This is a genomic window from Acholeplasma oculi, assembly GCF_900166985.1.
GTDB lineage: Bacteria > Bacillota_I > Bacilli_A > Acholeplasmatales > Acholeplasmataceae > Acholeplasma > Acholeplasma oculi.
Window position 1 is genome coordinate 22,650 of sequence record NZ_FUZK01000003.1, and the last position, 13,101, is coordinate 35,750.

12 protein-coding genes are annotated in these 13,101 nt (G+C 29.9%); 4 read left to right on the top strand and 8 right to left on the bottom strand.

Annotated features, from left to right (window positions below):
- Positions 1–2 precede the first annotated feature (2 nt).
- Genes B5X49_RS05925 through B5X49_RS05935 form a run of 3 tightly spaced genes read right to left on the bottom strand, consistent with a single transcriptional unit; the run spans position 3 to position 5,255 of the window.
- Positions 3–3,269: an ATP-binding protein gene (locus B5X49_RS05925; RefSeq protein ID WP_045749161.1), complete on the bottom strand. Its 3,267-nt coding sequence runs from the start codon at positions 3,267–3,269 to the stop codon at positions 3–5.
- A complete protein-coding gene (locus tag B5X49_RS05930; RefSeq protein ID WP_045749160.1) occupies positions 3,247–3,885 on the bottom strand; it encodes a DUF4194 domain-containing protein in 639 nt (212 codons plus the stop codon). Before B5X49_RS05930 ends, B5X49_RS05925 begins: the two co-directional genes overlap by 23 nt.
- Positions 3,882–5,255, bottom strand: a complete 1,374-nt coding sequence (locus B5X49_RS05935) for a Wadjet anti-phage system protein JetA family protein (RefSeq protein WP_045749159.1) — start codon at positions 5,253–5,255, stop codon at positions 3,882–3,884. The genes B5X49_RS05930 and B5X49_RS05935 overlap by 4 nt, the downstream gene beginning before the upstream one ends.
- A 158-nt stretch (positions 5,256–5,413) precedes the next feature.
- Here B5X49_RS05935 and B5X49_RS05940 point away from each other — a divergent pair, with 158 nt between their 5' ends.
- A complete protein-coding gene (locus B5X49_RS05940; protein WP_045749158.1) occupies positions 5,414–6,748 on the top strand; it encodes a cation:proton antiporter in 1,335 nt (444 codons plus the stop codon).
- Positions 6,749–7,102 carry a hypothetical protein gene (locus B5X49_RS05945; protein ID WP_045749157.1) on the top strand — a complete coding sequence of 118 codons (354 nt, stop codon included), beginning with the start codon at positions 6,749–6,751 and terminating at the stop codon, positions 7,100–7,102.
- A 46-nt stretch (positions 7,103–7,148) separates the two neighbouring features.
- Here B5X49_RS05945 and B5X49_RS05950 read toward each other — a convergent pair whose 3' ends face one another.
- The 4 genes from B5X49_RS05950 to B5X49_RS05965 all read right to left on the bottom strand — a co-directional run bounded on the left by B5X49_RS05950 (position 7,149) and on the right by B5X49_RS05965 (position 10,489).
- Entirely contained in the window at positions 7,149–7,673 is a 525-nt protein-coding gene (locus B5X49_RS05950) for a dihydrofolate reductase family protein (protein ID WP_045749156.1), read from the bottom strand.
- 62 nt (positions 7,674–7,735) lie between these two features.
- Positions 7,736–9,355 (bottom strand): DEAD/DEAH box helicase, encoded by a 1,620-nt coding sequence (locus B5X49_RS05955; RefSeq protein ID WP_045749155.1) that lies wholly within the window; start codon positions 9,353–9,355, stop codon positions 7,736–7,738.
- Positions 9,356–9,467: 112 nt separating this feature from the next.
- Positions 9,468–9,974 (bottom strand): hypothetical protein, encoded by a 507-nt coding sequence (locus B5X49_RS05960; protein WP_045749154.1) that lies wholly within the window; start codon positions 9,972–9,974, stop codon positions 9,468–9,470.
- 65 nt (positions 9,975–10,039) lie between these two features.
- Positions 10,040–10,489: a PTS sugar transporter subunit IIA gene (locus tag B5X49_RS05965; protein WP_045749153.1), complete on the bottom strand. Its 450-nt coding sequence runs from the start codon at positions 10,487–10,489 to the stop codon at positions 10,040–10,042.
- A gap of 279 nt (positions 10,490–10,768) precedes the next feature.
- On the opposite strand from B5X49_RS05965, the gene B5X49_RS05970 reads away from it, so the two are divergent.
- On the top strand, positions 10,769–11,335 hold the full coding sequence (locus B5X49_RS05970; protein ID WP_045749152.1) for a LemA family protein: 567 nt from the start codon (positions 10,769–10,771) through the stop codon (positions 11,333–11,335).
- Between the two features lie 64 nt (positions 11,336–11,399).
- Positions 11,400–12,143 (top strand): hypothetical protein, encoded by a 744-nt coding sequence (locus B5X49_RS05975; protein WP_143228546.1) that lies wholly within the window; start codon positions 11,400–11,402, stop codon positions 12,141–12,143.
- A gap of 72 nt (positions 12,144–12,215) precedes the next feature.
- Here B5X49_RS05975 and proC read toward each other — a convergent pair whose 3' ends face one another.
- The gene (gene proC, locus B5X49_RS05980) at positions 12,216–13,016 is read right to left on the bottom strand and encodes a pyrroline-5-carboxylate reductase (RefSeq protein ID WP_045749150.1); all 801 of its coding nucleotides are present in this window, start codon (positions 13,014–13,016) and stop codon (positions 12,216–12,218) included.
- Positions 13,017–13,101 lie beyond the last annotated feature (85 nt).

Here is a 13,101-nt window from a genome sequence, read left to right on the forward strand (position 1 = left end):
AATTACATAACCTCTCGTTTAAATGATTCTACAATTGCAAAATCATTGTCTTTAACAATTGCTAAGGATGTTGTGACATAGTTAATAATATTACTTACACGTTGTGGTGGTACTGCTATAAAGAGTTGAATACTTAATGAGTTATAGAATTTCATCATCGCATCAATTCTGGATTCATCCATATTATTAAATGCTTCATCAAATAAAACCATACAACCTGAATCAATTCGTTTATTCTTGGTTAATAATTGTTGGAAACTTGCAGCGATAACAATGTAGAACGGAACCTGTGTTTCACCACCAGATTTTTCTCTAGATACTTTAGAGAAATAGGATTTATTACCATTTTCAGATGTGACTTCAATATCATAACTCATATAATATCGATAATCTAAAAACTGGAGTGCAAACTTATCATTTTCCGGTTCAAAGGATGCAATCTTATTGAATAACTCCATTAAAACAACTTCATGTTTCTTGGTTAAGTTCTCAGTAAATAATGTATGATTATAAACTGCTTCACTACTCATGATAATATCATAATAGGTTTTAAACTCTGGGTTTTCTGCAGGTCTTGTTATCAACTGATAACTATCTGTACCAAACTTTTTACCTGTAAGTGCTAAATTCAGTTCCTCAATTTGAATTTGAGCAGCCTCAATGGATGCTCTTAATTTACCAACAAACTCTTCTCTAAATCCAATTTCAGAAGAACGTCTTAAATCAATTGCTTCTTGTTCATATTTAAGTAAATTGTTATCTCTAATGAGTACAGCTTCTTTTTCAAATTCAATTAACTCGCTTAAGTCAGGAGCTGCTCCAAAATGATATTGCATGATATATTGTCTCATGAGATTAATCACTTCATTTTCTGCTCTTGCATTTTGAGATTGAATCGTTACACTCGATTGTGCAAGATCTCTTGAAATCAAGTCATAGTTATCACTATATTTTTCTTTAAGTGCTTTAAACTGAATACTTGCAACAGGTAAAAGTGTTGGATATTTTTTACTCCAATCCTTTTGTTCTTCAATATATTCTGATAGAACATTTCTTGCTTCATCAATCGTTTCTAATATTCTAGTTTTTTCACTTCTGCAATCAGCCATCTGATCAGATAAACGCTCATAATCGAGTCTTAATTGACGTTTTTTATTCTTTTCATCTTGTAACTGTGCATCAAGTTCAGTGATTTTAGGATTTTTAGCTAAATTATGAACCTTATTTTCTAAGTCAATAAACTCTTTTCTGGTTTGCTTAATTGTTTCAAAATATCTAATTTGATTGCTTGATTGGATATGTTGTAATTTAGATTGTTGCAGTATTCTAAATGATTTTTGATTCTTTTCAAGTAAATCTGTAATTCTTTGAAGATCTTTAGTTAGATCTTTAACTAAGTTCATATCCATTTCAACTTGAATTTGAGTTGCTTGTTGTCCAATATAAGGGGTGTCATATGTTCTAGGATTAATTTGTCTTGCTGTATGATTTGAGTAAGTCATACACGATTTAGTGATTGCTCTAGAATAATTTTTAAGTTCATTTAAGTTTTCAACAGTAACGACATGACCCATGATCATATTGGCATAGTTTTTAGCATAAGGATGATCGGTTGTAATCTTAGATGCTAAGCTGTTTGGCAAATGTGAATTATATTCACCAATCTTACTTGTATTGACAAGACCTACACCATAAATAGATAACTCCGTTTTGACACGATCATAGACTTCAAGTGCATCGTTAAAATAAAGAGGGTCCACAATTAAGTCAAAACGTTGGTTATTTAGGTAACCTTCAAGTGCATTTCTCCAGGATTCGTCTTTTACCTCAATTAAATCTGAAAAAGGTCTGACTCGGACTTCTTTTTTATAATAATTGGATAAATCGGAATTGATTGCTTCGATTAATTGTTGAACATTTCTAGGATAAGTTTTAACATTTTTCTTTAAAGCATTCAGTCTAGCTTCTGCAATTCTTAAATTGTTTAATATTTCAGAACGATCCTTTTCAAGATTGGATCTTTCAATCGATAATGCTTGTTGATAACCACTTAAAGCAGAGGTTGCACCTTCTAAATAACTTGATAATTCTAATACATTTGAATTTTCTTCATGAGAACCATAATATTTAATAAAACCTGAAATATTTGTATTTGGGTTCAGTTGCACAAAATCTTTAAATAAATCGAGTTCTCGATTTAAACTTTCTTGAAGGTCCAATACGATTTGTTTTTGTTCTTCGTATTGATCTCCTTTCTTCTTAAGTTGTTCCTGTAAATTACTTAAAGTTCTTGTAACATCATCACCCATTTTAGAAGATTCTAACTCTAAAATAGCTTCATCATTTGTTTCTATCTGATGATCAAGCTCTTCTTTTTTTCTTTTAAGTACTTCATATTTCGCATTGACTTTATCTAAAAGATCTTCTGAATTATTCAAGAAGTTTTCTCTTTTTTCGATAAATGCCATTTGGTCAATTAATTTATTGATTGTGATTTGCTCTAAATTTTGATTAAGTGATTCACCTAACGTAGTGATTTTATCTAATCGTTCTAGTTTTTCTCTATCCAGTCTAATTTGACCTTCAACACGTTTGAGCTGTGTAACGTTATTCTTTAAACTTTGAATATCAATTGGCTCATCATCAAGTAAAAACTCAAAAACGAACGTTTGTAAATCAATCGGTCTAAATGCTAATGCCTTTGGTAGGATCTTAGAGTATTTCTTTGCATCAATACCAAAATATTTAGCAAGTGCATCACGGTATTCTTTTTGTGAATTAAATGGATTAAACTCAATTTGTAACGATTTTAAGTAAGCCTTCATAGATCTGTAATCTCTTGGTAAATTTTTCTCCATAAAGATTCCATCATGAATATTTACATTATTGAGTATATAAAATCGTTCTTTTAAAGTTCCTAATTTAGGAAGTTCTAACAAACTTCCAATAATTCCGAACTCATCGCTTTGTTCATCATAAAACTCAAGTGCCACATGTGTGACAACATCATTTGGTCGAATAAATTCTTTATTTTCTGCACCAATTCTTCCTCGGATGTAACCTTCTAATGTACGTTTAGCTTCATCGGTTGCAGCAATATTAAATTTAGCTCCACTCTTACCGCCTACTAATAGATATTGTAAAGCATCTAGTAGTGTGGACTTACCACTACCATTTTCACCAGATATTAAGGTATTACCATCTATTTTTATCGTTTGATCTGAGAATAAATGCCAGTTAACAAGTTTAATCTTCGTCAGTTTCTTCAAGATCGCTACCTCCTTGTAAGTACTGATCTAAGTGATCTAATACCTCTTTAATGGAATCTACTTTAACCACAAATAATATCGTTGGATATATTTTAATTCTTGCATCATCATTTAGTTTTCTATCCATGAAATCAATAATGTTATAGTTTCTAAGTAATTGTAGTGCAGGTTTTAGTTTTTCTTTAGTCATTCTTTTATTATCTAAATATCCGATTTTAGCAAGTTCTTCGTGAATATCTGATAAATAAACTTCAACATTTTCATCCAGTGTAACTAAAGACATTTTTGCTTGATAAATCATTCTAATGATTAAAAGGACAATGCTTTCATCTTTCTTTAATCTAAAATGATTAAAGTTTGAAATATTTTTAATATATACAACTTCTTCGTGCCTTTCAATTGTTAATTCAAAATCTGAAAGTGCCAAATATGCATCAAAAATATCTTTATATGCAAGTATAAAACGGTAATCATTTGCATCCGCTATTTTTTTTCTTGTTATATAGTTTACTTGAAATAGTTTATTAACAATTCTTGAAAAAACAAGTTTTTCAGCTTCTTTTAATTGAATAAACTCATCATTTAATTTTTTAAGTGCTTGGTTTTTATTCATCATTTCTTATAACCCTTCTTAAATATTTCAAATTCAGTAAACTTGATATCTTGAATTCTTGCATCGTAATTGAGTAATCTAACATCATAGATCATACCCACAGACTTACTAAATAAGAATATCAATATGAGTTTTACAAAATCTTCATTAGTTTCTAATTCAATATCGCTTGCTTTAATAGATTGTAAGTCCCCTAAAATGTAGGAAACATACTTATTAATTTCTTGTTTAGAAAAAATGTTTGCTTTTAAGAGTGAAGCCATTTTACGTTCTTTAACTTCATCTGATATTTCTTGTTGATAATTTACTTCTTCAACAATTGGGTCTATTCTTGGTCTTCTAATGGTTTGAAGTGAATTATCATCCAAGTTTCTCATACGAGTTAAGTTAAATATTTCTGAATAATTAAAGGTTTTTTCTTTTAAAATGATTTTAAATAAACGATTGAGTAAACCTTCTAAATCCTCTGAGGTATTTGTTAAGAACATTATTTTAGATGCTGCTGCATTTATATAGAGTTCATTTTTAGTATCGATTGCTTCAATTAAATATTCAATGGAATCAATGGAATCCTTAATAAATCTAACTTTATCTTCAACATAGCTAAATGCTTCATTAAACTCTAATTTCCTTCTTGCAACCAATGCTTGGTTTGCGAGTGTATCTAAGTAAGTATCATGCATATAGATTTTAGAAATACTTTCTAATATACTTCGTTTATAACGTGGAAGTGAGTCTGTTGTTTTTAATTGATAGTAGGCACTATCAAAGAAGTTTGTTTTATAATCTACTAATAGTCTTTCTAAAACATGTTGCAAGTTATCTTTACTTTCTCTTTTAACAAGATCAAAATAATAACGGTATATGTTAGCCTTTAATGTCTTAAGTTTTCTTAAAACATCTTCAATTTTTTTATAGGATTGTTCAATAATGGTTAATCCATCTTGGATTTCGAAAGATGATAAAAGAGAGTAGACTGTATAAATCTCTCCTGTATATTCTGTTTGTTCTCCTACTTGGATACGTTTTAATAAATCAATAATCTTTATCGAATAATCAAAGAGATTTAAAGAGGTTTTATAATCCCCTAATTCTTCTTCACCCAACCAACCACTTTGCTTTAATACATTAATGACAGAAACAGCTTTTTGACGTGATGTTGAATTTTCTTCATCATCGATTTCAAAAGTCTCTTTTAAATCATCAAAATAGTCCACAAGTTTCCCAATTACAAAACTTCTTTCCCCTTGGAATGAATCCTCTATGGAGTTTGTAGCATCATAAATGATGAACAAACAATCCACATAGATATTTTTGTTTGGAGAAGATAAAACATTAAATAGGTTGTCAGGTATTTGGTCAAAAAGATGCAATCTTATATCCTCCTATGTCTTCTCTTATTTATTGTATCATTTTTTATTAAATTTATGTATATAAACCCATTTATTTTTTGTTAGCCGATTACCCATTGACAATATATTTTAATATTGTAGAATTGAATTTGACGATTAAATATAGAAAGGTGATATACATGGATTTAGGATTGTTGTTATTTAAAATAGCGGTTGTCTTGTTTGTCGGTTTTATAGGTAGTTTACTGGCTAGAAAATTAAAACTACCAAATGTTTCAGGTTATCTTGTATTGGGTCTTTTACTTGGGCCATCGCTTGCTTTAATATTCCCAAATTATGGTGGCTTCATTACTGAAAATGACCAACATGTATTTAATTTTATTAGTGAGATAGCTTTAGCATTTATTGCATTTTCTATAGGTAGTGAATTTGCAGTTAAATCGATAAAGAAAATGGGAAAAGAGATTACTATACTAACTGTATTCGAAGTGATTGGTGCAGTGTCAGTTGTATTCTTACTCATGTTATTTATTCCTAAACCAGACAGTATATCTCCTGGATATAATCCATTTAGTAACGAGTCTATTGCATTTGCACTTATTTTAGCGTCGATGTCTGCTGCAACTGCTCCAGCTGCAACGTTAATGGTTATTAGACAATATAGAGCATATGGACCCGTATCTAAAGCAATTGTTCCAGTTACTGCACTTGATGATATTTTCGGTATTATCGTGTTTGGATTCTTCTTATCCTTTGCTCAATTATTACTACCACAAGGAGATCCATTACCAGTTTGGTTAATGATTTCAAAACCATTTATTGAAGTATTTGGTTCACTCTTTTTTGGTATAATTATTGGTTTAGGATTATCCTTACTTGCAAATAAATTTGACCGTATTAGAGATGATATTCAAGTTTTATCCATTACTGCGGTATTCCTAACAGTTGGTGGTATTGCATTACTCAATCACTATACTGAAGCATACGGCATCACTTTAAGTGCATTATTATCTAATATTATGATTGGTGCAACGGTTGCTAATTTAGTTAAAAAACCAAATAAAACATTTAGTTCCATCAATGATTTAGCAACTCCGTTTTATATTATTTTCTTCACATTAGCAGGTGCATCTCTTGATTTAGGTATCCTAAGACAAGACACAGTTATCTTATTAATCGCTGGAGTATACATTATTGCACGTGGAAGTGGTAAAATATTAGGTATAACAACCGGTGGACTCTTCAGTCATTCACATCCAAATGTCAAAAAGTATTTGGGTATCGCACTTCTACCACAAGGTGGTGTCTCAATCGGATTATTAACCATTGTGGCTGTACAAATGTCAAGACTGTATCCAGTCATCTCAGCAGTTATCATGTTATCCGTCTTAGTTTATGAAACGATGGGACCTATCTTTGCGAAATATGCTTTAACAAAATCTGATGAATTATATGGACTTGATCAATTTGATCAACAAATGTTTGAAGAAGACACAGAGAAAGAGGTAAAGTAAATGGAAGCACTATTTATTGTATTAAATGATTTATCCTATATGGATGAGATTTTAAATAAATTCGTAGAACTTAAGATCAAAGGTGCAACGATTATTGAATCTCAAGGTATGGCATCAGCAATTATGAATCAAGATGCTGTATTTAGTTCTGTATTATCCGGTCCATTTTCAAGAAGTTTAGATGCAGACCAAAAATATTCAAAGACAATTTTTACAGTATTACCCGATAATTTCGATAAAGAAAATATCATTGGAGAAATTAAAAAAATCGTTGAAGATTCCAAACGACATGTCATTGGGTTTATGTTTACACTGCCAGTTTCTGGAATTTATCCTTTAAAACCTAAACAATAATGTACTTAAAATAAAATGCTGATGTCCATTAAACATCAGCATTTTTTTATAATTGCTTCTTAGGTTTAAGTTTAATTTCTACGATATTACCATATTGCTTTACACTATGTACAACCATTTCATCTAGGACTGGAGTTTTAAATAATGGAATCCCGCTTGCTAATACTTCTGCAACATAATATAACCAATACTCATCCACTGCATGCGATTTAACAAATAGGTCAATAATTTCACTTCCACCAAATAACCATATATCTTTATCACTTTCTTGTTTAATACGCTTAATTAATTCTTTAGGATCTTCATTTGTAAAAACAATATTTTCTGTTGCTTCATGGTAATGTCTACTATATACATAAGTCTTAAAACCATCAAACTCCCAGGTTTCTTTCAAATCCTTTAACTGATCAAAGGACTTTCTACCCATTATTACAGTTCCTAAATTATCTAAAAAAGCTTGATAATTATAAACTTCAGGATCACTATAATGCTCTAAAAATGCATAATTACCTTTAGCATCTGCAATGTAACCATCCAGCGACATTGCTAAATATAAAATAACTTTACCCATTGATACATCCTCCTTTAAGTCTATTTTAATAGATAAAGAAAAAAGATAGCATGGATATGCTATCAATTAATTTCTTTAATGGATACGTCTTTACCTTGATAAGAAACTTTTTTGTTTGTTTTTAAGCGGTTAATCGTTTCTTTCTTAAGTCCAAATACTGTTTCATTTGCGTGATGCTTAATATCTCCAATATTTTTAGAGAAGATTCCGTATTCTTTTTCCATGAATTTAAATAAGACTGGAGGTGTTAATCCATCTTTCTTACCTAAGTTCAGTTTAAAGTCAACGTAAGTTCCGTTAGATGATCTAACTTGTGTTTTACCTCTTCTAAAATCTTTATTATTTGAGCGATCTTCTGAAGATTTTGTTTTTACAATTTCTATAGCTTCGTAAGTCTTCTTCTCAGGCATCACTTGGTTTAGAAGATAATTGATTAATTGTTCTTTAGTAATTTCTTCAGTAATTAAATCCTCAATTAATTCTAAATGATTTGGATATTCTTTTCTTAAAGCAATCTTTAAATCATGTTTAAATGATTTTAATCTTTGCTTATAAATGCCTTCGTCATTTGGTACTTCTAAATGTTTGATTTCAGCTTTTGTAAATTTAGCTAATATTTCAATCATCTTACGTTTTCTAGGTGTAACCAGTGTAAATGCTTTACCCTTTTTACCTGCTCTACCTGTTCTACCAATACGGTGAACATATATTTCATCTTGTTGTGGTAAGTCATAGTTAATAACAATTTCAACATCGGATACGTCAAGTCCTCTAGCAGCAACGTCCGTTGCGATTAATAGACTTAATTGTTTACTTCTAAAACGACTCATCACATAGTTTCTTTGTGATTGTTTTAAATCTCCATGTAACGCATCTGCAGTAAAGTGATTTTGTTGTAAGGTTTCAGCGATTCTGTCCACATCCGCTTTTGTATTTGCAAATATAATTGCAGTCTTTGGATTTTCAGAATCTAAAATTCTCATTAATAAATTGGCTTTATCGCTTTCTTTAACTAAATAATATCCTTGAATGATTTTATCTACAGTTAATGTTTCAGCCTCTACTTTAAGTAATTCTGGATTCTTTTGATAGTTGTTTGCAATCTTTCTAATGAAAGGTGGCATTGTTGCTGAGAATAAAACCGTTTGTCTTGTGCTTGGAATTGTTTGTAAAATACGTTCTAAATCTTCTTGGAAACCCATCTTTAACATTTCATCAGCTTCATCTAATGTTAAAATAGATACTTGACTCAAATCAATTGTTTTTCTATCAATATGATCAATGATTCTACCTGGAGTTGCTACAATGATATGCGGTTTTCTTGCAAGTTCTCTAAATTGTTTGTCATAAGATTCTCCACCAACAATTGTTGTTACACGTAAGTTAGGGTAGAATTTAACAAGTTTAATAATTTCTTTATAAACTTGCATCGTTAATTCTCTAGTAGGTGTTAATATCAGTCCTTGGATTGCTTTTAAATCTGCATCGATTTTTTCTACCATTGGTATTGCAAATGCAAAAGTTTTTCCTGTTCCTGTTTGTGCTTGTCCGATTAAATCTAATCCGCTAATCATCTTAGGAATTGCTAATTCTTGAATTGGAGTCGCCTCTTCAAAACCTAATTGTTTTAAGGCTTCTTTGGTTGTTTCTAAAATTGGTAAATCGTTAAATAAAATTGCCATGTATTATCCCTTATTTCTAAATATATTTGATTCTTTGGTTTTTGAACCTTTTCAAGTATACCATTTTAATGAGAAAAATGTTGTTAATATACAAAAAAAGATGATAATCACATCATCTTTCACAATCTTCTTCAATACAATATTTAATTCCTGTATCCTTTTCATACATTTTAATAAAAGTAGATAAAATATCTTCTTTTGTAACTTTTCCAGATAATCTTAACCCATGCGTAAAAGCAAGTGTAGGTGTTTCATTGATCTTTTGAAGTTCAGCATGTTCCAATTGATTTAATACAAATTTTCTACAGTTTTGGTTTAATAAATCCGCTTTTAATTCATTGATATCTATAAAAAATTTACCTAAACGATCAATTGATGTTAATAAATTTTTATTAGATTGATAAATTTCAAAAATCTCCATTAAATATTTAATGCCTTGTTTCTTTCTTCTACCATATTGATAACAATCATGAAAAATATAGTTCGGTTCTACTTTCGGCAATGATCTAAAAAAGACATCGACTTTATCCTTATGATAAAAGTCTTTATATGCCATTTCAAACGCTTTTAACGTTTCGTAACTTTCGTTGTTAAAATCAAACCAGAATTCTACACGCATAGAGCACCTCTACACCTATTTTAACATATCCAAAAATAAAAAACATGAATAGTTATAATTCATGTTTAAGGTTTAATGTTCTCTGATATAAGTTGATGAATTGATGCTTCATTTTCACATGATCTTATCTTAGATTGATTATCATCTTTCAATAAGAATGTTGCAAGTTTACTTAGTAACTCTAAATGTTCTTTATGGTAACTTGATGGCATAGCTATTAAGAATACAATATCTATAGGTTTAGAATCGAGTGCATGATATTCAATAGGTTGATTCAATCGAATAAATAATAATGTTGGAAATATCACTGATGCATCTTTTGCATGTGGAATTGCTAATCCATCACCAATACCTGTAGATATTTCGTTTTCTCTTGCCCAAAGTCCTTCTAGAAATTGTTCTTTGGAAGTTATTCTCATATCATTTTGTAACGTTTCTGCTAAAAACTCAAATAATTCATGTTTTGTTTTCAACGTTACATTCAGTTGAATGTTTTTCTCATTAAATAAGTTCATAATACTCTCTTTCTATATCCGAAAGTGATTATAAACTAAAATACATGGATTGTCAAAGTAAACCATAATAGTATTTTTACATACACATAAATTATTTAGAATATGTGATTTTTTTTACCAATAGTTATGATTGATTTTAACGGTAAACTATTTAATTTTTCCTATTGAATGGTTTAAATCTGTAACTATACGGCTGTAAAATGTAAAAATCTAGTAATCTTATAAAAAAATAATATAATTAAAGTATCAATCATTCTACATGATTAGGGGGATAAATTCTTGAAAAAGTTGTATATTTTACTTGGTTCAGTTGTTTTAATATTTGGTTTATTTGGTGTACTTTGGATGAGTGCATATAATGGTTATGTAGCTAAAAACAATGATGTCATCGAAAAAAGAGGGAATGTTTATGCAACACTTTCTGCTCGTTATGAGAAAATTTCTGCTTTTATTGATGCAATTGAAGGTGCAAATGCTACAGTTTTAGGATATTTAGAAACGATTATGGATGCTAGGGAAGCATTTGCAGATGCAATTGCATCAGGTAATCTATCCAATATCAATGACACGATAACAGAATTAGATTCTACTTTCATTACATTAGTATCTTATATGGAAGATAATCCTAGTTCTTATAATACCGTTAACCTTTATGCTGGTTTTATGTCAGAGTTCTCAGCATCAACAAATGCTGTTGTATATGCAATTACACAATACAATACTTCAGTAACTGGACATAATAACCATATTCAAATGTTTCCTAATAATTTATTCGTTGGTTCAAATGGAACATATGAAGCCTTCGAATTGACAAATTATAATACACCATTACCAACATTTAATTAATACTATGTCTAATCTCTTAAAACGAGGTTTCTATATACTTTTGTTACTCTTTACCGTCTTCTTTTTGGTAAGTTGCGAAGCTAGTAATGTAAAAACCCTACATCCATCTGAATTATTCTATATTCATGATGATGACCACATCTTATTAAACGCCACTCAATGGACGATTTTTGATTATGGGGTTGAGCTTTATGAGGATTCCAAATCAAATGATATAGACTTTTCTATCAGAGGTTCTCAAGTGGTAGTTGTTGCTACCTATGAACTTGAATCTAACCTGGATTCCACTACACTTTTTAATGAGTGGGGTATTGGTGAAAACGATATGGGTATCTTGATCATTTTATTCTTTACAAGAGATGGTGAGGATTCTCTAGTTTCGAATGTGTTAGTAGAAATTGGTGCTCGTATGAGTACGTATCTATCAGCATTTGAAGCTTCAAATTTGATGGATACGTATTTTTATGATCCACTTGTTCCTGATTTCAATTATGATTTAAAATTAATGCAATTTTACTTTAAACTACTTGAAAAAATATATCTAGATATCTATGACTATTCTTCATATAACTATGATTCCTTTATCGATGAATACTTATACAATCAGTATGAATACTTCGGTTCAATTCCTAGAAGCCAAACCTTTGAATTTACATGGGAAACCATACTATGGATTATCTTAGGAATCATTCTATTTGGTTTCGGTGGTTCACTTACATACATATTCCCACTTTTCATCTTTAAAGGTCTTAAATCACCCTTTAAAGGTGGTGGTGGTAAATCCTTTGGCTATTGGTTTAAAAGATAACGTATAAATAAAGCATCTATATTCATCTTGATCTTTTAAGATGTTAACTATAGATGCTTTTTTAATTTATTTTTATTTATTCATTTTATCAAACTTTATAGTTGTTTGATGGATAGCATGTTGAATGTTTTTCTCAATTTCTATTTTTTTTAATGCTTCCACTCCTTCAATGGTTGAACCTCCTTTGGAACATACATGATCAATGAGTTCTTCAAGTTTTAAATGAGATGATTGAACCATATATCCAGTACCAATAAAAGATTGTACTGTTAATGTTTTAGCAACTTCTTCAGTTAAACCCATATTAATTCCGTAATCCATAAGTGATTTCATAAAAGTCATTATGAATGCTGGTGATGAACCACTGATAGTACTTAAAATGTTTAACTTTTTTTCATCAATTTTGACACATGCACCAAAACTTATAAATATAGAATATACATCATCAATAATTCTTGGGTCAAGCCCTTCATTAAAGCTCATCCCTGTCATACCATACCCAACCATAGAAGGTGTATTAGGAATTGTTCTTACAATATTTGGAATCCCCTTTGTCATAAGCGTTAATTTCTCAATTGTAAATGAAGGTGTTATTGATATAATTGTCTGATGTTTTTTTAATAAGGGTAAAATTTCAGTAATAACATCTAAATATGCATTAGGTTTTACCGCTATAACAATGTAATCTACTTCTTGAGCGACTAAGGCATTACTAGAACGTGTTAAAACACCATAGGTATTTTCAATATACTTTAATCGTTCATCTGTAAGTGTATGCACATAAATATCACTTGGTTTAAACTTTTTAGATGCTACCATACCTTGGATCATCGCCTCACCCATACGTCCACAACCCATAAAACCTATTTTCATTATGTTTACCTCCAATTTGTATCTATGTTATTATATCAAAAAAAGAAAAGACAATTTGCTTATGAAATGCAAATTGCTAGTTTGA

Coding starts and splice junctions, on each gene's coding strand:
- B5X49_RS05950 (WP_045749156.1), bottom strand. CDS start 7,673: ATGGGTAAAGTTATTTTATATTTAGCAATGTCGCTGGATGGTTACATT.
- proC (WP_045749150.1), bottom strand. CDS start 13,016: ATGAAAATAGGTTTTATGGGTTGTGGACGTATGGGTGAGGCGATGATC.
- B5X49_RS05940 (WP_045749158.1), top strand. CDS start 5,414: ATGGATTTAGGATTGTTGTTATTTAAAATAGCGGTTGTCTTGTTTGTC.
- B5X49_RS05960 (WP_045749154.1), bottom strand. CDS start 9,974: ATGCGTGTAGAATTCTGGTTTGATTTTAACAACGAAAGTTACGAAACG.
- B5X49_RS05955 (WP_045749155.1), bottom strand. CDS start 9,355: ATGGCAATTTTATTTAACGATTTACCAATTTTAGAAACAACCAAAGAA.
- B5X49_RS05965 (WP_045749153.1), bottom strand. CDS start 10,489: ATGAACTTATTTAATGAGAAAAACATTCAACTGAATGTAACGTTGAAA.
- B5X49_RS05930 (WP_045749160.1), bottom strand. CDS start 3,885: ATGATGAATAAAAACCAAGCACTTAAAAAATTAAATGATGAGTTTATT.
- B5X49_RS05945 (WP_045749157.1), top strand. CDS start 6,749: ATGGAAGCACTATTTATTGTATTAAATGATTTATCCTATATGGATGAG.